The organism is Reinekea thalattae (genome assembly GCF_008041945.1).
Lineage (GTDB): Bacteria > Pseudomonadota > Gammaproteobacteria > Pseudomonadales > Natronospirillaceae > Reinekea > Reinekea thalattae.
This window is the reverse complement of sequence record NZ_VKAD01000002.1, coordinates 280,017-301,573: the sequence shown is the minus strand read 5'-3', so window position 1 is coordinate 301,573 and position 21,557 is coordinate 280,017. Positions and strand designations below refer to the sequence as shown.

The following is a 21,557-nucleotide window of genomic DNA, read 5'->3' as shown; positions in this document are numbered from 1 at the left end:
CAGAGGGCACTTCGGTGCCCTTTTTTATTGCATGGCCTTTTTAGTCGGCGTTGTAAGAGTTTTTACATTTTAATTTAACAGTAACGCCAGCATCGATTGTGCTGATTTTACGCAATACAGAGGCCTGTAATTTTGTTACATTAATGGCGTACAAACGCTAGGAAAAACCATGAGCAATAACATCCCAGTCTTAAACATTCCTAAGTATCACGCCGACGAACTTATCGGTCGGGTACACTCAATAGAAAGCTTCGGCACCGTCGATGGTCCAGGCACTCGTTTTGTTGTGTTTTTACAAGGCTGTTTATTCCGCTGTAAGTATTGTCATAACCGCGACACTTGGGATTTAGACGGTGGTGAACTGTACACTGTAACCGATATGGTAGAGCAGATATTACCCTATGCGAAATTTATGGACGCCAGTGGTGGCGGTGTAACAGTGACTGGTGGCGAGCCAGTACTACAAGCTGCCTATGTCGGCCTGCTGTTCCAAAAGCTAAAAGAGCACGGTATTCACACCTGCTTAGACACCAATGGTTACGTCGGCGTTTACAATGAAGAAACCAACAAAATGATTGAGCAAAGTGATCTCATCATGGTGGACATCAAACACATCGATGATAAAAAACACCACCAGCTGGTCGGCGTTTCAAATCACCGAACTCTTCGTTTTGCACAACACTTGGCGGACATCGATAAAAAAGCTCGAGTGCGCTACGTGGTCGTGCCCGGTTATTCCGATGATTTAGACGATGTACATGGTTTGGCTCAGTTCTTAGCGCCAATGAGCAACGTTGAGAACTTAGAGCTGCTGCCCTACCACAACCTAGGCACTCATAAGTGGAAAGCACTTGGATTAGAATATCCACTGGAAGGGCTACAGCCGCCACCGAAAGAAAAAATGGATGACATTCAGGCTGTTTTTGAAAGCTATGGTATTAAAACCATTCGATAATCTTTGCTTACTATTTTTATAAAAACTCGGCTTTTATAAAACAGGTCGGCTTTTACAACACAGGCCGGTGTCATTAACATTAGCTACGCTGAATGAGACCGTCCTGTTCTAACAAGCAAACAATAACGTCTGTCATCATTTGCGCTTTACCAACCTCGACGCCTCGATTAAACGCAGCCACTATTTCTCTATCATCCGACTCAACGCTGAACTTATGCCCTTGTTGTGCTGCTTCATTAAGCGCTGGGTAAATTTGCTTAAAGCGATCCAGCCGCTCATCGGTTAAATCGATCTGAATAGCAAAGCGTCCATTCAATTGACTGATCAACTCTGCTAACTCAGGGTGGACACCCGCGGCTTCGGCTTTTTTGGCTTGCAAACTAATGACTTTCGTTTCGTCCATATCAACCTCCAAAATACACATCTACTCTGCGCCCAGAACAGCTATTCACCTAAGAACAACTCTGCGCCCAACCAATGTAAGTCGCTGACTTATTCAGTGCAACCACTGCAACTGCGCTCCGTCAGTAAAGCATCGATTTGTGCTCTTATTTTATTCATGAAATTGTTATGACTGCCGTGCCATAATGAGCTGAAAAAGTTTGCAGCCAGGACTCTCAAGTAAATACTTTAAACCTTCGGCAGTCATTACTTCTTACTCTCAACAAAGGCTTGTTTATGAAAATTCTCTGCGACACCCACAGCCACACCGTTGCCAGCACTCACGCCTACAGCAACGTACATGACTATATTCGCGACGCACAAAAAAATCAGCTGCAACTGATATCCATTACTGACCACGCACCGAGCATGCCCGATGCACCGCATCTCTGGCACTTTGCGAATATGAAAGTTATCCCTCGCGTCATTGAAAATATCGCGGTGTTAAGAGGCATTGAAGCCAATATTTTACCAGAACCTTTTAAGCATGCAGAAAAAGCAAACTGCTATGTTGACCTTTCTGACTTTTTAGATGAAAAACTCGATATCGCCATTGCCAGCTTCCATGAGCCCGTGTTTAAACCGCAAGACAAGAAAACGCACACCCAAGCAATGATTCGTGCCATAGAAAGCGGCTATGTTCAAATTATCGGCCACCCAGGAAACCCAAACTACCCGATTGATCAAGAAGAAGTGATCCGCGCAGCAAAAGATAACAACGTCGTTTTCGAAATTAACAACAGCTCATTTAAAGCCTCACGCAAAGGCTCTGAACCGCATTGTTTAGAACTGATTTCTTTAATTGATAAGCATGACTGGAAAGTCTGTGTTGGCAGTGACGCCCATATCAGCCTTGATGTCGGTTTATTTGAACGATCAATAGGAGCTTTAACCCAACAAGGCTTTAATGAAAACAATATTGTTAACCGTACACCTAAAAGCCTGCTCGGATTCTTAGAACAACATGGCCGCCCAGTTGTTGGTGAGTTACAAGATTGGCTGCAACAGCTGCCTAGCACGGAATAAAGACCTAACGCCTAAGGTCGGCGGCAACATCACACTAGTACTTTTGTCTGAGTCAGATAAAATAAAATTGATAATCATTATCATATAGTCTTAACTTATAGTCCGTTATCATTCGTACCATCTAATCACCCCTATAAGGTAATGACTATGAAATACGCTGCTTTACCACTGCTATTAGCAGGCACGCTGGCAAACGCCGAAATCAACAAACAGCAAGTAGTAACTGGCTATGCGGACATCGCTTACAGCAACTACTCCGATGCGCTTGCAACTGCGACGGCACTACAACAAAGCGTTTCCTCTTTTGTTAAAAACCCGAGTGAGCAAGCTTTCGCCGAAGCCAAACTGGCATGGTTAAACTCTCGCCCTTCTTATCAACAGTCTGAAGTTTTTCGTTTTGGCAATGCCGTTGTTGATGACTGGGAAGGTCAACTTAATGCTTGGCCACTTGATGAAGGCCTAATCGATTATGTCGATAGCAGCTATGAGTTTGAGCTAGGCAATGAAGGTGCTAGCGCCAACATTGTTGCCAACAAAGTTGTCGGCGATATCAAAATCAGCAAGATCAAACCTTCAAGCCTTGCTGCATTAAATGAGTTTGGTGGATCAGAAGCCAACGTAGCGACGGGTTATCACGCAATTGAATTCTTGCTTTGGGGTCAAGATCTAAACGGCAATGGCGCAGGCGCTGGTGAACGTGCTTGGACCGACTACGCCACAGGCGATGACTGCACCAATGGTAACTGTAAGCGTCGCGGCCAATATTTAGTCGCTGCTGCAGACCTGTTAGTTGAAGACCTAGAGTTCATGGTTGAGCAGTGGAGCATGGATGATGACAACTACCGCGCGGAACTTTATTCGCTACCGGCAGATGAAGTCATTAACAAAATGTTGTTCGGCATGGGTTCATTAGCATTGGGTGAATTGGCGGGTGAACGTATCAAAGTTGCCTTGACAGCAAACTCTGCTGAAGACGAGCACGATTGCTTCTCTGATAACACTCACATTTCTCATTACTACAACGGCAAGGGTGTTGAAAACATCTACTACGGTCGTTACACCACATCAACCGGTGAAATGGTGCAGGTTCCTGGTCTACGTGATTTACTGTTGAGTCAAGGCGAGTTCGCGCTTGTACAAGAAGCTGATGCTGCGTTCAGCGCAACTGAAACATCTCTGGCGAATATCGTAAAAAGCGCCGAAGCCGGTGTTGCCTTCGACCAGTTGATTGCCCCAGGCAACACTCAGGGTAAAAACCTACTAACGGCTGCGATTAACGACCTAGTCAGCGAAACTGCTTCTATTGAAAAAGTCGCTGTAGCGTTAGGCATTAACCAGCTTTCTCCTGATGACGCAGGTCATGAGTTTTAAAAGCGAATCATCGAACTGACCGACTCAGTATGGCTGTCGCGGTTTATGACTAAACCGTTTTAAATAACGCACAGATACTGAAACGATGATATTTTAAACGCGGGCTTGCCCGCGTTTTCCATTTTCACTAGGTGCTTAATGAAGCCAACACGAACGCTGCTGATACTTTGCTCTATAAATGCTCTTTGGCTTACCCAGCCAAGCATGGCGGAACTGCCGTTAACTGGCGGTCAAACCACGATTCGGCAAACACCGAACAGCGCAGCATTCAGCCAACCGGCCGCCAACTTGTCGCTCATGGATAAAGTTGACTTTAGCGTTGGTAATTCTTTTTTTCGAAATCCGTGGGTCATTGCGCCCAGCTCGACCATTGCACGCGACGGACTTGGGCCACTATTCAACACCAACGGCTGCGAAAGCTGCCACATCGGCGATGGCCGCGGTCACGCGCCAAATGATGAAAACGACAGCGCTATTTCTATGCTTATTCGACTTTCTGTTAAAGCGGAAAGCGAATTGGATATTGCGCAACAAAAGCTCTACGGCCCGTTAGCAGAACCGACTTACGGCCACCAGTTACAGGACCTGTCAATTCCTGATGTCGCCCATGAAGGCAAAATTAAAACTCATTGGCAGTATTCAACCTTTAGCTACCCCGATGGTAGTAGCATTCGTTTGCGTCAACCTGAATTTGTCATTACCGATTTAAACTACGGCGCCTTTGCCGACAACGCCCAATTCTCTGCCCGTATTGCGCCGCAGATGATTGGTCTTGGCTTATTAGAACAGATTCCTGAAGCAGCGATTCTGGCCAATGCCGACCCTGATGATGCCAATGGCGACGGCATTTCTGGCAAGGCTAATTATGTTTGGGACATCCGCAAGCAAACCAGTAATCTTGGCCGGTTTGGTTGGAAAGCGGGCATGCCGACACTCGAACAACAGAACGCTGCCGCCTTTAAAGGCGATATTGGCATTACCAGCGAACTCATGCCGAACGATGATTGCAGCCAGCATCAGATCGACTGCCTGCAAAAGCCCAATGGCAATCGCCAGGGTGAACCTTGGGAATTACAGCAAGACGTGCTCGCGGCGGTCACTTTTTACACTCGCCACTTGGCCGTCCCCATGCAGCGGCATAGTGAGGATGAATCGGTTAAATTGGGCCAACGGCTATTCGACGACATTGGCTGTAGCCAGTGCCACGTGAGCGAATTTACCACAGCTAAAAACCCATCCTTACCAGCGCTTTCAGAGCAAACCTTTCACCCATTCAGTGATCTGTTATTGCATGATATGGGCGAGGCGCTGGCCGATTATCGTGAAGAATTTTTGGCCAATGGCCGAGAATGGCGAACACCGCCGCTTTGGGGAATGGGCCACCACATTGATGTCAGCGGCCAATTGGCGTTGCTACACGATGGTCGAGCCGAAACCATTGAGCAGGCGATTCTTTGGCATGGCGGAGAAGCAGAAGCCAGTAAGCAACAGTTTGTACAGTTGCCGAAAAGCCAGCGAGCCGCTCTAATAGCCTTTTTAGAATCGCTGTAGTGCTTTTTAAAATGGCAGTAATACTGATAAAAGCGAGCTCTGCTTATATGGCAGCCTTTAAAAACCACTAATTATTGTAACCAACAGGAATAGCACCGGTATGAAAAAAATCACCACCGCGACCCTTGTTTTTCTTTGCAGCCTAAGCTCTGCAGAAGAGCTCGCGAATCAACGACTGGCAGAGTTTTTAAACCACCAGCAATCATTAAACTCAGCGATCAGCGACTACTGTCAGCAGTCAACACCAAGCGCTGAATCACTCACTGAGCACTGGCAAGAAGCCGCCATCAGCTGGTACCAAATTGCGGGTTTACAGCTACCGGCAGCAGAGTTTATGCAAACAGAATACAGTTACGTTTTCTGGCCTGACCCAAAAGATCGGCTACGCGGCCAGCTCAATCAGGCACTGTCACAATCTCCTCAAGCATTACCGGCGAACCAATTGGCCAGTGCAGTCAAATCGCTTTCTGCAATCGAGTACATTGCCACTGATGCCGCCAAAAACGCCTCTTTTAGCCTTGAACAGCGCTGCCAGTGGTTAACCTTTATCAGTGACCATCAGATTGTTCAGACTAAACAGCTGCTAGAACTGCAATCCTTATATGAATTTGAAACCGCTGAAATGGTCAATGCCTTTCATGGCACGGCGCTGAGTGCTTACTCTCAAGTCAAGGAGATCAGCGCACGCGATACTCGTATTATTTGGCAACTAGCACCCGGTTGGCGCTCAGACAGTAGCTGGCCAATTCAACTCGGGCTCATTGAACAACTGCAGTTGTTTTTCGACTACTTTGCCGAACAGGATGCACAGCTTGCCAGTTGGCAAAAACGACTGCTAGCGTTTGAGTTTTCAGCACAAAAACCTGAGCTAGAAACACTATTAGCGTATCGCGACTATCTAAGTGAGCTGGCAGAGTACGTCGAGCATGACCTTGCTAGCCAGTTGGATATCTTTATCGGCTTCAATAATTTCGATGGAGACTGATCACAATGAGACTGCAACGACGATCCTTTATTCAAGCATTAGCGCTTTCAAGTGTTGGTTTAATGCCTCTGGCGCGTGCGACGACAAATCAGCAACCATCATCATTTGGTAGCGTTATTGGCACCTGCCGGCTTGACCAAGACCATTATGGTGTCTCGTCGGTCGACCTCACTGGCCGCGTAGAATGGCAATTCCCGTTACCTGCGCGCGGTCACGAAGTTGCATTGCATCCAAGCCGCGCCATCGGTGTCGCCATTGCCCGCCGCCCAGAACGCTATCTTGTTATGTTTAATGCGCTAAGCGGTGAAGTACTGACGCAATATGATGTCGAGCCGTCATTAAAACTCAACGGCCATGCTGTGTGGCATGGCGATAATCTTATTGTTTCCGGCAGTGATACGGCCGAATCGACCATGCAGCTATTACGTTTTGCATTTAACAATTCGGCGAATCAGCTTTCTCTTGTTGAGCAACGCGGCTACGAACTATTGGGGCCGCACCAGATGGTGCTGAAAAACAACACTCTTTGGGTCGCCATTGGAGGCCTAAAAACAGCCGGACGTGAAGTGCTTAATAAACAGTCTGTTGAAAGCGGCTTGGCCAGCATCAGCCCCGACAACTTAGAACTGATCAACTATGTTAGCTCACCAGAAGCCAGTGTAAGCCTGAGACATTTGTGCGCTTCAAATCAAGGCGATATCTATATTGCAGGACAATATCAACTGGATGTTAGCCAATCACCAGCGCTGCTCTTCAAGCTCAATAACAACCAGCTAACGCCCTTTCAGATTGAGCCTGACTTTTGGCCTCGAGTAAAAGGCTATATCGGCAGCATCGCCTGTACGGATACATCGATCGTCGCCACCAGCCCTCGCGGCCATTGGCTAGGTGAATTCGACATGAATACGCTCAGCTTGCAGGAGCAATTACTCAGCATGGATATTTGCGCTTTGGCCAACAGCCCTGTCGGCCCAATTGCAGGAACCGGAACCGGTAACCTGCATTTAGCCGAGCAACGGATTAATTCGCACGTACGCTGGGATAATCACTTTAGCTATAGGCCAAGCTAATCGGTCACTGAGCAGGCAAACAGATTCCAAGCTGTACACTAATAAAACAATTTCTGGTTTTTTTAATTAAAAATCAAAGATTTAGCAAAAAAACTATTGACGAGTGAAAGCAAAATCCGTTTAATACGCCTCCGTTGACGGGATGAACATCTCCCAAAAACATTGCCCAGATAGCTCAGTCGGTAGAGCAGAGGATTGAAAATCCTCGTGTCGGTGGTTCGATTCCGCCTCTGGGCACCACTTTAACCCTTTAATATAAAGGCCTTCCGTTAAAGTGATACCTACCCTACTTTATCCAATGTCCACATTTTGACCACACTACCTCGGTATTTTTAAAACTCGCTCGATAAATCGAACACGGTTTTCAATGCGTGTTACATAGATATATAGCGCGATTGTGGCGAGGTTTGCGCCTGTGTCGACAAATTGCAATAGCTCGTTCATTTGCCGCGCCCTTTAGCCAGTGTATAAGCTCCGGATACTCCGGAGACACCCGCCACTAGCTCCGGAGTAATATCAACGCCTTTTTGCACGGCCCACATGTAAAAGCCAATCTGCGCGAATGCCAGCGTTTGGCGGCCTAGTTTATGGATACCATCGATAATCGGGATTGTTTTTGTTTGCAGCTCTGCTAAGTAGAATTGAGCTTTCAACTCGTTGGCTTTGTCTTTATCGACTACCAGCTGATCAATAACATCAAGCGATTTATTCGCGGTACCGAAAATATTACCCATTAAGCCCATGCCGCAGAAACCCCACGATAAACCTGTTTATCATTAACTAAGATGCCAGACCACGTGGCGCTGGTGTCTCGGTTATCGAGGTGAAAACCCGCGTAAGGTAGCCAGTCAGGATAAACACCGACACCGCCAAAATATTCAACTGCAACAGCGTAGTAGCCTTTTAAATCGTCTTCTGTGGCATTTGGAAACATAACGTCAACGGCGCGGACTTTACCCCACGTCAACACGTTGTGATAGCTGTTACCCGAACCCAGACGGCCAAGTGCGCCAGCCGCAGGGCTAACAATAATTGCGCGTCCGATTTCTTCGCGAAACGCATCTAAGCGATACAGCAAGTCGTCATCCATGTTTGGCCACCACGTACGGAACTCAGACGGCGTAAAATATTTTAAATTCACTGTTTGCATTTTTTTTAAGTACCCCACGGTATAAATCGTTGCGAATAGACCACCAATTTTTAACGCCTTATGCATTTCGATTACAGAAACTCAATGACATCAACATCACACGCGCCACGCAGAAAAACACTGCCCGTATACTCAACATCTAACGATTCGTTAGCCCACAACAACAACCCTTCACCATCATGGTAATCAGGACTCGCAAAAACTATTACACTTTCCAAATGCTCAGCAAAAATATTTTTTCTAGCCTTTATAATAATTCGCTTACGCTCAGGGTCGGCCGGAACTTCAACACCATCACCATATACCGTGGGATCAAGAATATCCCCCAAAACAAATTTTCTAACTCTAACAGACGATGGTAATTTAACGTTTACCGTCGGTTCGTTGTTTATTTTAACGCTGGACGAGGGTGATTTAATCTCGCCTTTTTCGGTCTCAAAAATTTGCAACTCAATTCGGTTTTCAGAGTCGTGCAAGTTGCGAACCTCAAAACCCACCGATGACAGATTTTCATCAAAAACAAACGTTTCACCGAGCCGTAAAGTTGCAGTATCTGAACCGGCTTTAATTTCGATTTCACCGGCTGCAACAGCAACTTTAACCGACGTTGCCACACCGCCCACATTCGTGACACCGCCAACACCAAGCAACATTTTTTCTGTACGCATTATTTATTACCCCATGCAATCAGCCCGATAGATGCAACGATGGCAACGACGAGCATTTTACCAATACCAGAAATAGCTTCATTCGTTGAGCTAACGCCGCCCGTTGCTGCACTTTCAACAACACCTAAGCTATTTGCGTAACTTTCTTGCATTTGAATTAGCGTATTTTCTTGGTTTTCTGACACCTGACTAATTACGCTATTTACAACATCAAACATGCCATCTGTTGTGCCAGTTGCTAGCTCAAAAGCGGAATCAATGGCACCATGATCTGTTACGGTGACATCGCCGCCAGCGGCAATGCCGCCCTCGGTTGCCGTTTGTGTTTCGTGGTTCGAGTTGTCGGTTTGATTCGTCAATGACGAATTATCATCACCCTTACTACTACCAAATAAATTAAAACCCATTAACGCCGCCCCACTAAAAACATCGCAGCAACTGCAACAGCAGCAACTATCAGCATATTTGTATTAATGCCATTACCGATACTCACTACCGTGCCAGAGTCAAAGCCGCCAGCGCTGTTCTGATTCGATGTGTCGCCCTTGGTATCGCCCGCACTGACACTCCAGCCCGATGAACCCGACAAGAAACCTGCACCAATTGCCATTACGTCACCTTTTTATAAATCGCTAAAGCGCCAGCGCCGAGTAACGCAGCACCCGCCAGCTTTAAAGCGCCAGTGCTGACATCATCCACAGCGTCACCCGCTTGATTAACACCAGCACCCAAGCCAAAGGCGGCAATGCCGCCCGCGACTAAATACCACGCTAAAGCAGGCACTATTTAATGACCTTAGACAGCAGTGCGAGCGCTGAAATACCCACGCCAATGGCTGACCAGTTAATCTGCCCGCCGATAGTCGACCCCGTGCCAGTATTCGGCACGGCTTCGCCTTCTTCGGTGGCGGCTTCATCGTCACCAATGACCATTTCTTTGACATTATCAAAGCCATCGGTGACGGACTGAAACGCACCCTCAGCCGCGCCGCTAACAGATTCCCAGCCGTCCTCAACCCATGCACCAACAGATTCAAACCACGCCATAGTTACGCCGCCCGTCCAACTTTACGTTTTGATTTACCCGCAGCACTGGCCGCCGCCGCTGTCGTTGCAGCTGTCCACGTAGTGGCAAATTGCGTTGTTAAACGCTCGACTAAAACGTCAATCGTACCCGCCGCAGCAACAGTAATATCGACTTTGATATTGCCGTTACTTGTTACTAGCGAATCTTTAATCGGGAAACCTTCACGCATCGCATCAAATACATAGCTAAAACCGGCGGCATCATCAACAGTACAATCAGCGCCGTACACGCCATGAATCATGCGTGTTTGGTCTTTGCCCAAATCCCAAATTTCGGTCATATCGCGTTTAATCGTTACATGCTCGATAGTAGGGCCAGAGAAGTACATACGTGCAACACGGCTACCGCGCTCCAAGTTTGTCCAGTTCACTAGACCAGCACTTGAAGCTGGCACGGTATAACGCTCAAATAGACGCACAACACCACGCGAACCAGTGAACGGCGAAACTTCCGCGAATGCGCTCAGCGTTGGCGCTGTTGCATCGGATTTCAGCTTCACTTGCAAAATACAGTCGTCAGTATCACCAACCGGCAAACCTGTCACACGTTGCGAATCAGCAAGAACCGCATCAAGCATTTGCATCGGTAGCGCGATATAAGAGCCGCTTTGATTCTTAGGAACATTGCCTTTGCGGTAATTAATCGCAGAAATTTCGCTAGGCGTTAAGCTAGGCAAAATATCGCTGGTATTAAGTCGTAATTTAATCCACTCGATGTCTGCAACGTCCGCCACTTGCAAATAAATCTGATCATATTTGACGTTTTTATCGAGCACCAAATTTGCTGTTTGACCGGCAGCGACCGCACTGAATGAATTTAATTCAATAATCGGACGCATATTAGAACCAGCCTTTGTCGCCAAGAAGGTCGTTCACTTGATCAACGTTGTTTGTTGCCCAGACTACACCCGCAGCAACTAACATACTGATCAAAACAACCTTCTGAGTTGTTTTATTCAAAGCCATCTTTTTTTCCCACCTGTTTAAAAATAATTTGTTTGAAAATTCGATTAATAGAAAACCAGAGAAATTCCCGCCGCGCCATCGGATTGCTGTACGTACGTACGTACGGAAAACAGCGAATTTAGGGCATAAAAAAACCGCTTTACGCGGCTTTTTGGAATATTTTGTAATTGTCTCGACCCTCATACATGATGTGATCAAAGTGCGGGTTTTTCCGCAGTGCCAGAATTTCAGCAACTGGAATATCGGTTTCCCGTGCGAGGTATTCCGCATCGCCGCGCCGTGCTTGGTGCCCAATCCAAATGCCGTTTTGGTTGCCGATTAACGTTTTATCTATCTCTTGTGGACGTTGCGCACCTGCTCGAACTTTTAAACCGTACTTACGGCCAAGGTTTAAAATATTATTCCAGCCCTCAGGCGCTTTACTCGATGACGTTACCGCGCTGAGCTCGTCCACCTGTACATAAGCAATCCGTCGCGCATCAGCCAGTGCGAACACCCATTTACACCACCAGTCGAAATTTTCTTTACCAGCTGCTTGAAAACACGCCCGTACATTCCCGCCGCGCCGCGTCATTTGCATGTATTCCGTACGGCTGGCCGTACCTACAAAACCCGTACCGGAACCTGTAACAGAACCCGCCGGATCAAACGACAAGCAACGGGCGCTAGTTGGTATTGATTTCAGCATCGAGTAAGTTTTACCGGAACCGGTTGCACCAAAAAATGCTTTGATATCGGCTTCTAAATTATCATTAATGCGCTGATTCACTTTGCTTTTCCTCCTGCTCTTTTTTCTGCTCTTTTGCTTGCATGGCATCGAGCATAAAGCGCGGCCCGACAATCATTGCTGATACAACTGTCAGGTTGCCCACAGGGCCAAGGTTTTCCATATCAGGCATGTATTTATAAATGACTTGAGCGATTGCAACGCCTAATTGACGCGAATCGTCATCGTTTAACGCCCAATGTGGGCCGCGCTTGTTCGCTGCAATACCAAAGCCTATACCACTGAATTTTGTTGATAATTCAGCGATAACAGGGTCAAACGGCAATGGCCCGCCGCCGTTTTTTTCACGTTGGTTTAATTCGTCGTAAGCATCCGCAGCGGCATCGCTATCGTTCGCGGCATCGGCCTGCATAGCATCAAGCACTTGAACGTTTCCGAATTGCTCTAAATTTTCTGCAGTATTCATGCGCTACCCCATTCGTTAAGCCAATCGTCCTGTTTTTCGACGGGTAATTGTTCGTCATTCGCCGCGGGCATTTTTTCTGGCTCGATACCTGGCACCGGCTCAGGTTCAGGCTTGCTTAATTCTGGTAATGCCGGCAGCGAATCACACCAGTTACGATAAGCCGCACCGCGACCATTCCAAGGGCCGCAGCGGGGGCAAGTTAAAAAAGAATCCCCCACCTTATTGGCCCGAACAAAAGCAACCCCGCCGCAGGCAGGGCATTTAACTCGTTTGTCCATGTTCCACCTCCAGCTGATCAACAATCATTTCAACAAGCACCAAGAGCTGCTGCATAAGCTGCTCTGCGTGCTTCGCTTTTGAGAACGGATTTAATTCCGCCTTCATTGACTCCATGCCCGTTTTTAGTTCGGCTAATTCGTTTTTCATTGTGTTTTCGTTCCTGTTTTAGTGTGTGGTAATAAATCGATTCTGGCGCATTGTCACAACGCCAGCCCCGACGTTTGCCAAAAGCGACAGGCAGCCAGTAGGCTTTTAATTCACCATCTTTATGCAGTCGCTTTGGTACGTGGTTTTTGTCGTATGGGCGAGCAGCCCAATTTAGAAAGGCGCCTAAGTTATGCTCACCTTTTAAAATAAGGCTGTACTTAGTCGCTCTGGCTGGTAGTTCTTTTATGAATTGCCGACATTGCGTTAACGCTTTACCGACAGATTGCCGTTTCTTTTCTGGTATCGCTTCGCCATTCTTGGCAGCTTTGCGAAGCTCCGCAGCCTCTTTGCTTAGCTCAGCGCGCTTTTTAAAAACATGGCCATACTTGAATTGCATAAACCGATATACGTCACGAATCAAACCGCCCATTTCACCGGCTTGATTACGGCTAATACATTCCCAGCCATCGGCACGGCTTGGCTTTGATATCCAATAGCGGTTACCCCGCACTTCGCCTTGATCATCCGCGCCTTGCGCTTTACTCAGGTAACCCGCCGCTTTTGCCATGTAAGCGCCTGCGTGTTCCGCTTCTTTGATTTTTTCTAAGTGTGCAAAGCCTTGGCCCCAGAGTTTTTCTACACGTTTAGCCCAAGCGTCAAAGTGCCTGTAGGCAACACGCCAACCTAAAAGAACATGCAAATGCGGGTTGTCTTCGCCGTCGCTGTTTTTGGGTATTTCAACAACCCAGCAGTAAGGTAAGGTTTTATCGCCCCAGTCTTTAGGTAGATAGTCAACAGGGTCAACTTTGACAAGCTCGCCTTTATCGTTGGTGTACTGAAAGCCGCGCTTAAATACACGGTTTAAACCATCAAAAAAGCGTTTAACTTCCTTTTGAATCGTAACTTCACCAGAAGCCACCCGTTCCCGTGCTTCGTCTGAAAAAGTCAGGGTTAAAAAGGTTTTATAACCGCCATGTTTTGCCGCCATAAACTCGCATGAATCAGCGATTGCGCGAGCACCACGCATAGATAGTGTTTTACTGATTCGCTCACCTGAATTATCAGGCACCGGCATCGAGGCCAATTTGTCGGCTTGAGTTCTAATTCTGAACTCACCAGACCACCATCGTTTTTCTAAAATTGCATAACGACCTGGACCCCGTTCGTTTTCAGTCAACGAGCATTGGAATTTATTGTTTGCGTCAACCCTGTTTTGAATTTCTGCTTCTGTTAATGGCTTACCGATAGGTTTTTTATAGCTGCCAAAGCCAGCAGCATGACGGCTGTAGAATTGCTCTGCTTCGCGTTCTGCAACCTGAAATGATTTTTCTAACGGGCTTAACTCACAGGCCTTCGCTTGCTGCTGGTATTCTCTGGCCTTAGCTAACATTCTGTTTTTATTTTCAAGGCCACCAACGGCGACAAAATGCCGCTGGTTAATGGATTCTAATCGCTGGCGTTCAATCTCCAGCTCAGCCGCTAAATCTGCACTGTTTTCCCGTGTCGCAGATTTCGACGCCTTGACTAGCCTATGGGCATTCGCTTCGCTCACGCCAGTCATTCCGCTTCGCGGAACCAAAAAAACCGCATCTTGTGCGGCCATAAATTCTTTTAATTCAGGTGGTAGTCTATTCATCAGGCAAACCGATTTTTTTTAGTTGCGGGAAACTCATAACTTAAAACGCAACTTATGAATTGTAATATCGATAGATCGAGTCAGAGCAGTACCCAATGCTTCAGCCATCTGCTCGACTTCATCAGAATCGTGGCAAATATAAGCATTTTTTAAAAAATCAGTTTTAACAACCGACCCGAAACGATCAAACCGCGAAAATAACCGAGGCCGTGACCAGCTACCTTTGTTTAATACAATTATGTAAGCAGCTTTCATTAACCAACCACCTTAAGCGGTTGCGGCTGTTGCTCTTTTCGCCCTGGCAACAGCGTTAAGTTAAACGTGAGTTTTAGATTGTTCGGCTTGCCCAACAATTTAGGCTCAACAAAAATATGCGACTCACACTTTAAGCATTCATTAATCCACGGCTTTTCGTTTACACGAGCTTTAAAAACCTCACTGCAGCACGGGCAACGCAGCTCAGCAACATAGATTCCATACATGACTAAATACCTAATTCACGGAATATATACATGTCAAAAAGACCTTGACCTTCTTCAAGGCGTTCAATCATTTCAAAAACACTCTTGAAAGCAGAAAGGCGTGCCTTTTCAAGCTCTAAACGCGCTTTATCTTCCGCTGAAATAAATAACCAGTAATCAAATCCATCAATGACAACCTGCTGATCACTAATGAACTGCTCAACATATTTTTTCAGCAACGATAATTGATCACCCACGGCTAATACTCCGCGCTCAGCGCTTGCTTAATTAGCAAGGCGTTATTGATCATGTACGGCGTGTTTCGGTTTTCGCGTGGTTTAATCGGCAACTTGCCGCGCTGACACTGTTTTGTTACAGCTTCACGGGTTTGACCGGTGCGTTTTGCGTATTCATCTAGTGAGATATAGGGCGCATCGATATGCACCGTTAGGTTATTGTTCATTTGCATTGTGGTAACCTCAGCGACTTAGTAGACATTTGCAGGCTTAGGACGTCCTAAGACGCCTCGGCAAAAACAATACAGGCGTCCTAGGGCGTCCGTCAAGGTTTTTTATGGAATTCAAAGAAAAATTAAAAGTGGTTTGTGCGGAATCTGGAATAAGTCTTAAGAAAATCAGTGAGTTAAGCGGTATCAACTACAGCCAACTAAAAGACTACAACCAAGGTAGAAAGGCGCCAAAAATCGACAAAATCAAACAAATAGCCGCTATTCCCCAGCTTGCGCCATGGCGTGAGTTGCTCATGGAGGTCAACGACCTTAATGCCGAAGAATCCGAGCTTATGATTCTGATTGGCAAGATGAAGCAGGAAGGGCGCGAGGCTGAACTTCTACAGATTTTGCGCGAAGTACAAAGCGAAGACGACAAATAAGCCGCTGTTGCTGTTCTGGTGATAGCGTTTTGATGATCTCTAAATAATCCATTTCTCTAAGTCTCACGACTGAATATACTGTATAGATAACCAGTATTTTCAGTGCAGATCAAGAGGTTTATATGATCAAAAAGACAGACAAGGGCTATTCCGTTGACGTGCGACCAGCAGGCCGCAATGGGCGCAGATTCCGTAAAACCTTTGCCACACGGGCAGAGGCGACAGTATACGAGCGCTATATTCGCGAGAATCACAGCAACCCAGAACCATGGGAAACCAAAACCGACAAACGCCGGTTAAGTGATTTGGCGCAACTGTGGTACGAGCAGCACGGCCAGCAACTAAAAAGCGGTGCTCAGCGCTTAAGCAAGCTTGAATACCTTATCGAGATTATGGGCAACCCACGCGCCGACCAATTCACGCAAAAAGACTTTGCCAACTTCCGTACTGAACGGCTAAAAACGGTCACCGCCAACACGGTCAACCACGACCAAGCCTACTTACGCGGCATGTTTAACGAGTTAAAGCGCCTTGGTGAATACCACGGCCCTAACCCAATCGACGGTATCCGCAGCTTAAAAATTGACGAACCAGAACTGGGCTTTTTGGATTCAGACAGGGTTAAAACCTTACTTGATGAACTGGACCAGTCGACCAGCCATGCAAAAGTGATTGCCCGGGTGTGCTTGGCAACCGGTGCCCGATGGGGCGAAGCATCTACGCTGAATGCGAATAAGGTTAGAGCAGGGAAAGTACACTTTAGCGCTACTAAGAGCGGCAAAAATCGCAGCATTCCAATATCGAATGACCTGGAGGCGATGATTAAAGAAAATCTACCCATAGTAGACGGGCTTAATACTTTTAAGCGCACTATCGATAAGCTAGGCTGGCAACTACCAAAGGGCCAGAGCACACACATATTGCGCCACACGTTCGCATCACATTTTATGATGAACGGCGGCAATATACTGACTCTACAACGGGTTTTAGGCCATAGCTCGCTAACTATGACCATGAGATATGCGCATTTAGCGCCTGAGCATTTGAGTGAAGTGCTAGAATTGAATCCGCTTAGCTAGGCTATTCTTCTTCGACGTAACCAAGATATGTCTCTGGCGGCAGGTAAAACTCACCACCGCTAGTATAATGTGAGTATAAGTCGACTAAGCAGATTTCATTACCTCTATTAGGCCATTGAAAGTGTAATAACCAGTCTGAGGTTTTATATTTATCGTGAATTTTTTCATATTCAGGAATACCAACGTGGTAATGCCAGAGATCATTATCTAGCGCATATTGGTAATTTTTATCGGATATGGTGCCACCCTTCCATGAAGGTGTAACTTTTCCTTCATAAATACTAAAATCAGAAAGGCCATTGTCTTGGAAGGTTTTAGCAAAAGAGAGTATTTTTTCTTGTTGGTCAATTGGGAAACATTCAAATTCAGTAGTAAATTTCGATGAGAATAGAACCTCAAAATCATCCATGAATCAGAATATTCCTTATTTGCTAGCTAAAATAAACTCTCGCATTTGAGATATAGAAAGGCCTTTAGGAAGACGCTTTTTTTCTGATTTTAGCGCAATTTCCATACGTTTCCTATCATAAGCACAAGTAGGCTTATTTTTTGTTGATGTTTCTACAATACATTGCATAACCACACCTATTACCTAATCCCCATGTATCAATAGGTACAAATTCGTACATATATATACCAATATGAACCTATATATACATAAATATATTAGATATATATAAAGGGCAAGTACACATTAATTTACTTCTTAATTAGACTATTTGGCTATAAGAGGCTCTTGTAGGTACTTATAGGCATCTATGTTAGATGCTACATAAATACTATCATGTCCACACTTTGACCACACTCATGGCTTTTTTAGGTCTTTAAGGGGTTTTGTAGCCACCCCTAAACCGTTGATTTTATTAGGAACCCGCTATTTACAAGGGGTTAGCAAGGGGTTGAAAATCCTCGTGTCGGTGGTTCGATTCCGCCTCTGGGCACCACTTTTATCATCAAAGCCTCGCTAACGCGGGGCTTTTTTGTATGCGCTTATTTTCCTAGATTATTAAAATACTGCCGAAATTTAGCGACCAAGCTCCAAGCTCGATCACTATACCTACAAGGCCTTTAACCAACGGTAAAATGCATCCACTGCGGGTTTTAACTGCGCGGCCCTGCTAAACGTCACTGAATAGTTTTGCGGCAAATGCAGACTAATATCAACCGGCGCCATCAATAAGCCTTGCGCCAACTCTCGCTGCACAAATCTCAGGTCTATCAATGCAACTCCGACGCCTTCTAATGCGGCTTGTAAAACTGCCGTTTCTGTCGAAAAATTCATTGATCCTTGGGCAGGAAAAAAATCAATCCCCTGAATATTGAACCAGCGTCGCCAATAGTCCAGGCCATCATGGCAATAGAGTAACCGACACTGAAGTAGCTGCGGTGCAGCCATTATAAATTCACGCTCGAGCAGTTCAGGCGCGCAAACGGCGGTTAATTCTGCCGATCTAGACAGCAGAAAGTCATTATCTTTACGGCTATCCTGAGCCAATCGAATCGCAACATCTGCGCCGTCATAATCGGACTCCTCATCAGCACTGATCAACTCAATTTCAAGCTCTGGATGTTTTTCCGTGAAGTAAAATAACTTAGGCATCACGTACTGCTGCAACAATAGCGCAGGCATAGCAACGGTTAATTTGCCTGTGGCATAACCTTGCTGCAGGCGGCTAGTTGCAATATCCAGTTGTAAAAAAGACTGGGCTACCGTTTCTAGGTAAGCATCACCTAAAGGAGTTAACACCACCTGACGAGCTTTGCGCTCAAACAGCTCAAAGCCTAGATATTCTTCTAAACTTTTGATCTGATGACTGATCGCCGAAGGCGTAACACCCAACTCACCCGCTGCGCGCTGAAAACTACCGGTACGACCAGCAGATTCAAAAGCCTGTAACGCCTTTAACGGAAGTACATTATCCATAAAGATTGATTTCCAATGGCTGCGCCATACGAATTTGCACTCTCTTGATGCAATTTAAACCATCAAGTGCAAGAAACTGAGAGACTAGCGCTATTCATTGCCTTGCTTTATCACTAAAATAGCGACTTATTTTAATTTTGAAGTGCTCATGGCAAACCTTTTTAAGCAAAAATACATCGCGATGCAAGAAACTTGGCGCGATAACGGCATTACCAGTAAAAAACAACGAATTCTTGTCCATCTGGACGCTATTTTTGGCGATCATGCCTTCTTCCGAGTCTTCTGGACTAACCTAAATCGACTAAGTGATAACGCTTGGCGCTGTAACCAGCCCTCGCCAAGACAAATCAAGCGACTGTCTAAATTAGGTGTTACCACCATCGTCAACCTTAGAGGGCCAAGCCGATGGGGTTCTTACGCACTGGAAAAAGAAGCGTGCGCCAAATACGGTATCGAACTGGTAAACCACCGTATGTTTTCGCGCCGTATGCCAACATTTGAAGAGCTGCTAAAAACCAAAGCCATGTTTGAAAGCCTTAACGGCGTCACGGCTTTTCACTGTAAGTCAGGCGCCGACCGTGCAGGTATCTGCTCAGCGCTTTACTGCCTAATGGTGCTCAAGCAACCGATTGAGCAAGCGCAAAAACAATTAAGCATTAAGTATTTACACATCAAGCATTCTAAGACTGGCCGTCTAGATTATTTTTTAGACGCCTACCGTCAATATAATGAAGTCACACCGGTCGATTTTTTAGAGTGGGCTGAACATCATTACGATCGTGATGCGTTACAAGAAAAATTCCATAGTAATAAGTGGTACGACTTTATAGTCGATAAGGTATTACGCCGTGAGTAATCAATACACAGCAACTCAGTTACTCAGCCGACTTTGGCGTCACTTTATCCGCAAACACACCGCCAAGCTCATTTTAGCTGTGATGTTCATGCTGCTTGAAGGCGCGGCCATGTACTTCTTCGTTTACCAGTTAAAGCCTATGTTCGACACCATCTTTGTCGCCGGTAACGAAACCCAAATTTGGGGCGTAGCGTTTGCTATTTGCGGTGTCTTTATTGTGCGAAGTTTTGGCTCCTTCATTCAGCGTGCGCTCATTGCCCAAACTGGCACTCTAGTCGTGTCCGATATGCAGCAGAAGCTTACTGAGCACTTGCTGACTATGGATATGAACTTCTTTAATAACAACTCACCTGGTGGACTCATCGAAAGAGTCCGGGGTGATACACAAGCACTTCAAGCTTTTGCTAGCCGAACATTAGTCACGCTCGGCCGTGATTTAACCACCCTAATTGCCATGCTTATAGCCGCAATGCAAATTGATATTTGGTGGACGGCTATCATCTTTATTGGTGCCCCTTTATTAGTTTTCCCTTTGTATTTATTACAAAAGCTTATTCGTCGTCAGTCCCGTAAAGCGCGCGAAGCATCGGCGCTGTTATCGACTCGCCTCGATGAAATTTTTCATGGCATTAAGGCGATTAAATTAAACAACCTTGCTGAGCACGAATCACACCGCTTTAGTAAAGGCATACATCAGTTTACTCGCCGACAGCTTTACTCTCAATACAGTAACAGTGCCATGCTATCGGTCATTGAGCTAGCCGCAGGAGCAGGCTTTGTCGCCATCATTTACTTTGGTGGGCAGCAAATTATTTCTGGTGAAAAAACCGCGGGTGACTTCATTACTTTCTTTGTTGCCATCGGCTTGTTATTGGAACCAATACGTAAACTGACCAGTATTTCAGGTGCTATACAGGGTGCTGTTGCCAACTTAGAGCGAATCTATTATCTATTCGATAAAAAACCGGATCCGCGCCCAAAACCCACAGACACCAACCTAAGTAACCCATTAGGCGATATCTGCTTCGATCAGGTTAACTTCAGTTATGGTGATACCGAGGTGTTAAAGCAGCTTTCATTTATCGCCCCTGGCGGTAAAACAACAGCCTTTGTTGGTCAAAGCGGCGCTGGCAAATCAACCCTCTTTAACCTGCTAACCGCGCTAGAAATACCACACTCTGGCTCGATTAGTATTGGCGGCCAAAACATCTTGTCACTCGATGCCCAACAGCTACGCGAAGAAATGGCGCTTGTTAGCCAAGAATCGGCACTCTTTGATGAAAGCATTATCGACAACATCAAACTGGGGGATATCAGTGCTGAAGAGGAGCAAATCTTTACCGCCTCCGAAGTCGCATTAGTGAACGAATTCGCCAACGAATCCAGTGACGGTCTTGAGACCCTAGCAGGACCTCGCGGTACTAATTTATCCGGCGGTCAACGCCAGCGTGTCATTATTGCTCGTGCAATGTTGCGTAATGCGCCAATACTATTGCTTGATGAAGCGACATCGGCGCTCGACAACCAGACCGAGCGAAAAATTCAGCAACTGCTAGACGATGTTTCAAAACAGAAAACAACATTGGTGATTGCTCATCGCTTAACTACGGTTATGAACGCTGACCTCATCCACGTTATGCATGAAGGCCAAGTAGTCGAAAGTGGTACCCATGAAGAACTCATGGCTCTGAATGGCCAATACAAAAAACTACACGCAACATTAGAGCAATAACTCAGCAGGCTGTTTACTTCAGTCGCTATTATTTTTTCAGCACGCAAAAAATAAAACGAATAAAGCCGACCTTGGTTCACGTCGAGGTCGG

The 21,557-nt window shown here is 46.1% G+C and carries 30 protein-coding genes and 1 tRNA gene; 11 read left to right on the top strand and 20 right to left on the bottom strand.

What is annotated here, in order from left to right:
- The first annotated feature begins 169 nt into the window (after positions 1 to 169).
- On the top strand, positions 170 to 955 hold the full coding sequence (gene pflA, locus FME95_RS11720; protein WP_147714670.1) for a pyruvate formate-lyase-activating protein: 786 nt from the start codon (positions 170 to 172) through the stop codon (positions 953 to 955).
- A gap of 79 nt (positions 956 to 1,034) precedes the next feature.
- Here the strand turns inward: pflA and FME95_RS11715 are convergent, their stop codons facing one another.
- On the bottom strand, positions 1,035 to 1,358 hold the full coding sequence (locus FME95_RS11715) for a hypothetical protein (protein WP_147714669.1): 324 nt from the start codon (positions 1,356 to 1,358) through the stop codon (positions 1,035 to 1,037).
- A gap of 275 nt (positions 1,359 to 1,633) precedes the next feature.
- Here FME95_RS11715 and FME95_RS11710 point away from each other — a divergent pair, with 275 nt between their 5' ends.
- The 6 genes from FME95_RS11710 (at position 1,634) to FME95_RS11685 (ending at position 7,639) form a co-directional block, all read left to right on the top strand.
- Positions 1,634 to 2,422: a phosphatase gene (locus FME95_RS11710; RefSeq protein WP_147714668.1), complete on the top strand. Its 789-nt coding sequence runs from the start codon at positions 1,634 to 1,636 to the stop codon at positions 2,420 to 2,422.
- A gap of 147 nt (positions 2,423 to 2,569) precedes the next feature.
- On the top strand, positions 2,570 to 3,793 hold the full coding sequence (locus FME95_RS11705) for an imelysin family protein (protein ID WP_147714667.1): 1,224 nt from the start codon (positions 2,570 to 2,572) through the stop codon (positions 3,791 to 3,793).
- Positions 3,794 to 3,931: 138 nt separating this feature from the next.
- Complete coding sequence (locus FME95_RS11700; protein WP_147714666.1) at positions 3,932 to 5,344, top strand: di-heme oxidoreductase family protein; 1,413 nt, start codon at positions 3,932 to 3,934, stop codon at positions 5,342 to 5,344.
- A gap of 100 nt (positions 5,345 to 5,444) precedes the next feature.
- A complete protein-coding gene (locus tag FME95_RS11695) occupies positions 5,445 to 6,329 on the top strand; it encodes a hypothetical protein (protein WP_147714665.1) in 885 nt (294 codons plus the stop codon).
- Between the two features lie 5 nt (positions 6,330 to 6,334).
- On the top strand, positions 6,335 to 7,399 hold the full coding sequence (locus tag FME95_RS11690) for a DUF1513 domain-containing protein (RefSeq protein WP_147714664.1): 1,065 nt from the start codon (positions 6,335 to 6,337) through the stop codon (positions 7,397 to 7,399).
- A 164-nt stretch (positions 7,400 to 7,563) separates the two neighbouring features.
- Positions 7,564 to 7,639, top strand: a tRNA-Phe gene (locus FME95_RS11685).
- Between the two features lie 200 nt (positions 7,640 to 7,839).
- Here FME95_RS11685 and FME95_RS11680 read toward each other — a convergent pair.
- The 16 genes from FME95_RS11680 to FME95_RS11615 form a co-directional block, all read right to left on the bottom strand.
- Positions 7,840 to 8,133: a hypothetical protein gene (locus tag FME95_RS11680; RefSeq protein WP_147714663.1), complete on the bottom strand. Its 294-nt coding sequence runs from the start codon at positions 8,131 to 8,133 to the stop codon at positions 7,840 to 7,842.
- Positions 8,133 to 8,549: a hypothetical protein gene (locus FME95_RS11675; protein WP_147714662.1), complete on the bottom strand. Its 417-nt coding sequence runs from the start codon at positions 8,547 to 8,549 to the stop codon at positions 8,133 to 8,135. The genes FME95_RS11680 and FME95_RS11675 overlap by 1 nt, the downstream gene beginning before the upstream one ends.
- 71 nt (positions 8,550 to 8,620) lie before the next feature.
- On the bottom strand, positions 8,621 to 9,217 hold the full coding sequence (locus FME95_RS11670; protein WP_147714661.1) for a hypothetical protein: 597 nt from the start codon (positions 9,215 to 9,217) through the stop codon (positions 8,621 to 8,623).
- A complete protein-coding gene (locus tag FME95_RS11665) occupies positions 9,217 to 9,624 on the bottom strand; it encodes a hypothetical protein (RefSeq protein ID WP_147714660.1) in 408 nt (135 codons plus the stop codon). Before FME95_RS11665 ends, FME95_RS11670 begins: the two co-directional genes overlap by 1 nt.
- Positions 9,624 to 9,827: a hypothetical protein gene (locus tag FME95_RS11660; RefSeq protein ID WP_147714659.1), complete on the bottom strand. Its 204-nt coding sequence runs from the start codon at positions 9,825 to 9,827 to the stop codon at positions 9,624 to 9,626. Before FME95_RS11660 ends, FME95_RS11665 begins: the two co-directional genes overlap by 1 nt.
- Positions 9,827 to 10,000 carry a hypothetical protein gene (locus tag FME95_RS13655; protein ID WP_187265519.1) on the bottom strand — a complete coding sequence of 58 codons (174 nt, stop codon included), beginning with the start codon at positions 9,998 to 10,000 and terminating at the stop codon, positions 9,827 to 9,829. Before FME95_RS13655 ends, FME95_RS11660 begins: the two co-directional genes overlap by 1 nt.
- Positions 10,000 to 10,263 carry a hypothetical protein gene (locus FME95_RS11655; RefSeq protein WP_147714658.1) on the bottom strand — a complete coding sequence of 88 codons (264 nt, stop codon included), beginning with the start codon at positions 10,261 to 10,263 and terminating at the stop codon, positions 10,000 to 10,002. Before FME95_RS11655 ends, FME95_RS13655 begins: the two co-directional genes overlap by 1 nt.
- 2 nt (positions 10,264 to 10,265) lie before the next feature.
- Positions 10,266 to 11,141, bottom strand: a complete 876-nt coding sequence (locus tag FME95_RS11650) for a major capsid protein P2 (protein WP_147714657.1) — start codon at positions 11,139 to 11,141, stop codon at positions 10,266 to 10,268.
- Position 11,142: 1 nt separating this feature from the next.
- Positions 11,143 to 11,268, bottom strand: coding sequence for a hypothetical protein (locus FME95_RS13785; protein ID WP_281289422.1), 126 nt, complete (start codon positions 11,266 to 11,268; stop codon positions 11,143 to 11,145).
- A gap of 139 nt (positions 11,269 to 11,407) precedes the next feature.
- Positions 11,408 to 12,037, bottom strand: coding sequence for a hypothetical protein (locus FME95_RS11645; protein ID WP_147714656.1), 630 nt, complete (start codon positions 12,035 to 12,037; stop codon positions 11,408 to 11,410).
- Entirely contained in the window at positions 12,021 to 12,461 is a 441-nt protein-coding gene (locus FME95_RS11640; protein WP_147714655.1) for a hypothetical protein, read from the bottom strand. Before FME95_RS11640 ends, FME95_RS11645 begins: the two co-directional genes overlap by 17 nt.
- Positions 12,458 to 12,739, bottom strand: coding sequence for a hypothetical protein (locus FME95_RS11635; protein ID WP_147714654.1), 282 nt, complete (start codon positions 12,737 to 12,739; stop codon positions 12,458 to 12,460). Before FME95_RS11635 ends, FME95_RS11640 begins: the two co-directional genes overlap by 4 nt.
- Positions 12,740 to 12,768: 29 nt before the next feature.
- On the bottom strand, positions 12,769 to 14,523 hold the full coding sequence (locus FME95_RS11630) for a rolling circle replication-associated protein (RefSeq protein WP_147714653.1): 1,755 nt from the start codon (positions 14,521 to 14,523) through the stop codon (positions 12,769 to 12,771).
- A gap of 254 nt (positions 14,524 to 14,777) precedes the next feature.
- Positions 14,778 to 15,005, bottom strand: coding sequence for a hypothetical protein (locus FME95_RS11625; RefSeq protein ID WP_147714652.1), 228 nt, complete (start codon positions 15,003 to 15,005; stop codon positions 14,778 to 14,780).
- A gap of 2 nt (positions 15,006 to 15,007) precedes the next feature.
- Complete coding sequence (locus FME95_RS11620) at positions 15,008 to 15,241, bottom strand: hypothetical protein (RefSeq protein ID WP_147714651.1); 234 nt, start codon at positions 15,239 to 15,241, stop codon at positions 15,008 to 15,010.
- Between the two features lie 2 nt (positions 15,242 to 15,243).
- Positions 15,244 to 15,453 carry a hypothetical protein gene (locus FME95_RS11615; protein ID WP_147714650.1) on the bottom strand — a complete coding sequence of 70 codons (210 nt, stop codon included), beginning with the start codon at positions 15,451 to 15,453 and terminating at the stop codon, positions 15,244 to 15,246.
- Positions 15,454 to 15,557: 104 nt separating this feature from the next.
- Here FME95_RS11615 and FME95_RS11610 point away from each other — a divergent pair, with 104 nt between their 5' ends.
- On the top strand, positions 15,558 to 15,875 hold the full coding sequence (locus FME95_RS11610; RefSeq protein WP_147714649.1) for a helix-turn-helix domain-containing protein: 318 nt from the start codon (positions 15,558 to 15,560) through the stop codon (positions 15,873 to 15,875).
- Between the two features lie 122 nt (positions 15,876 to 15,997).
- Entirely contained in the window at positions 15,998 to 16,954 is a 957-nt protein-coding gene (locus FME95_RS11605) for a phage integrase (RefSeq protein WP_147714648.1), read from the top strand.
- 1 nt (position 16,955) lies between these two features.
- On the opposite strand, the gene FME95_RS11600 is transcribed toward FME95_RS11605, so the two are convergent.
- From FME95_RS11600 to FME95_RS11595, 3 genes are all read right to left on the bottom strand, one after another.
- The gene (locus tag FME95_RS11600; protein ID WP_147714647.1) at positions 16,956 to 17,363 is read right to left on the bottom strand and encodes a hypothetical protein; all 408 of its coding nucleotides are present in this window, start codon (positions 17,361 to 17,363) and stop codon (positions 16,956 to 16,958) included.
- 15 nt (positions 17,364 to 17,378) lie between these two features.
- Complete coding sequence (locus FME95_RS13650; RefSeq protein ID WP_187265518.1) at positions 17,379 to 17,531, bottom strand: hypothetical protein; 153 nt, start codon at positions 17,529 to 17,531, stop codon at positions 17,379 to 17,381.
- A gap of 480 nt (positions 17,532 to 18,011) precedes the next feature.
- A complete protein-coding gene (locus tag FME95_RS11595) occupies positions 18,012 to 18,878 on the bottom strand; it encodes a LysR substrate-binding domain-containing protein (RefSeq protein ID WP_147714646.1) in 867 nt (288 codons plus the stop codon).
- A gap of 148 nt (positions 18,879 to 19,026) precedes the next feature.
- Between FME95_RS11595 and FME95_RS11590 the strand changes: the two genes are divergently transcribed.
- Positions 19,027 to 19,734 carry a protein-tyrosine phosphatase family protein gene (locus FME95_RS11590; protein ID WP_147714645.1) on the top strand — a complete coding sequence of 236 codons (708 nt, stop codon included), beginning with the start codon at positions 19,027 to 19,029 and terminating at the stop codon, positions 19,732 to 19,734.
- Complete coding sequence (locus FME95_RS11585) at positions 19,727 to 21,466, top strand: ABC transporter ATP-binding protein (RefSeq protein WP_147714644.1); 1,740 nt, start codon at positions 19,727 to 19,729, stop codon at positions 21,464 to 21,466. The genes FME95_RS11590 and FME95_RS11585 overlap by 8 nt, the downstream gene beginning before the upstream one ends.
- The last annotated feature ends 91 nt before the right edge of the window (positions 21,467 to 21,557 follow it).

Bases quoted from the DNA above. Each gene is read 5' to 3' on its own strand.
- pflA (WP_147714670.1), top strand. From the start codon at position 170: ATGAGCAATAACATCCCAGTCTTAAACATTCCTAAGTATCACGCCGAC.
- FME95_RS11715 (WP_147714669.1), bottom strand. From the start codon at position 1,358: ATGGACGAAACGAAAGTCATTAGTTTGCAAGCCAAAAAAGCCGAAGCC.
- FME95_RS11710 (WP_147714668.1), top strand. From the start codon at position 1,634: ATGAAAATTCTCTGCGACACCCACAGCCACACCGTTGCCAGCACTCAC.
- FME95_RS11705 (WP_147714667.1), top strand. From the start codon at position 2,570: ATGAAATACGCTGCTTTACCACTGCTATTAGCAGGCACGCTGGCAAAC.
- FME95_RS11700 (WP_147714666.1), top strand. From the start codon at position 3,932: ATGAAGCCAACACGAACGCTGCTGATACTTTGCTCTATAAATGCTCTT.
- FME95_RS11695 (WP_147714665.1), top strand. From the start codon at position 5,445: ATGAAAAAAATCACCACCGCGACCCTTGTTTTTCTTTGCAGCCTAAGC.
- FME95_RS11690 (WP_147714664.1), top strand. From the start codon at position 6,335: ATGAGACTGCAACGACGATCCTTTATTCAAGCATTAGCGCTTTCAAGT.
- FME95_RS11680 (WP_147714663.1), bottom strand. From the start codon at position 8,133: ATGGGTAATATTTTCGGTACCGCGAATAAATCGCTTGATGTTATTGAT.
- FME95_RS11675 (WP_147714662.1), bottom strand. From the start codon at position 8,549: ATGCAAACAGTGAATTTAAAATATTTTACGCCGTCTGAGTTCCGTACG.
- FME95_RS11670 (WP_147714661.1), bottom strand. From the start codon at position 9,217: ATGCGTACAGAAAAAATGTTGCTTGGTGTTGGCGGTGTCACGAATGTG.
- FME95_RS11665 (WP_147714660.1), bottom strand. From the start codon at position 9,624: ATGGGTTTTAATTTATTTGGTAGTAGTAAGGGTGATGATAATTCGTCA.
- FME95_RS11660 (WP_147714659.1), bottom strand. From the start codon at position 9,827: ATGGCAATTGGTGCAGGTTTCTTGTCGGGTTCATCGGGCTGGAGTGTC.
- FME95_RS11655 (WP_147714658.1), bottom strand. From the start codon at position 10,263: ATGGCGTGGTTTGAATCTGTTGGTGCATGGGTTGAGGACGGCTGGGAA.
- FME95_RS11650 (WP_147714657.1), bottom strand. From the start codon at position 11,141: ATGCGTCCGATTATTGAATTAAATTCATTCAGTGCGGTCGCTGCCGGT.
- FME95_RS13785 (WP_281289422.1), bottom strand. From the start codon at position 11,268: ATGGCTTTGAATAAAACAACTCAGAAGGTTGTTTTGATCAGTATGTTA.
- FME95_RS11640 (WP_147714655.1), bottom strand. From the start codon at position 12,461: ATGAATACTGCAGAAAATTTAGAGCAATTCGGAAACGTTCAAGTGCTT.
- FME95_RS11635 (WP_147714654.1), bottom strand. From the start codon at position 12,739: ATGGACAAACGAGTTAAATGCCCTGCCTGCGGCGGGGTTGCTTTTGTT.
- FME95_RS11630 (WP_147714653.1), bottom strand. From the start codon at position 14,523: ATGAATAGACTACCACCTGAATTAAAAGAATTTATGGCCGCACAAGAT.
- FME95_RS11625 (WP_147714652.1), bottom strand. From the start codon at position 15,005: ATGTATGGAATCTATGTTGCTGAGCTGCGTTGCCCGTGCTGCAGTGAG.
- FME95_RS11615 (WP_147714650.1), bottom strand. From the start codon at position 15,453: ATGCAAATGAACAATAACCTAACGGTGCATATCGATGCGCCCTATATC.
- FME95_RS11610 (WP_147714649.1), top strand. From the start codon at position 15,558: ATGGAATTCAAAGAAAAATTAAAAGTGGTTTGTGCGGAATCTGGAATA.
- FME95_RS11605 (WP_147714648.1), top strand. From the start codon at position 15,998: ATGATCAAAAAGACAGACAAGGGCTATTCCGTTGACGTGCGACCAGCA.
- FME95_RS11600 (WP_147714647.1), bottom strand. From the start codon at position 17,363: ATGGATGATTTTGAGGTTCTATTCTCATCGAAATTTACTACTGAATTT.
- FME95_RS13650 (WP_187265518.1), bottom strand. From the start codon at position 17,531: ATGCAATGTATTGTAGAAACATCAACAAAAAATAAGCCTACTTGTGCT.
- FME95_RS11595 (WP_147714646.1), bottom strand. From the start codon at position 18,878: ATGGATAATGTACTTCCGTTAAAGGCGTTACAGGCTTTTGAATCTGCT.
- FME95_RS11590 (WP_147714645.1), top strand. From the start codon at position 19,027: ATGGCAAACCTTTTTAAGCAAAAATACATCGCGATGCAAGAAACTTGG.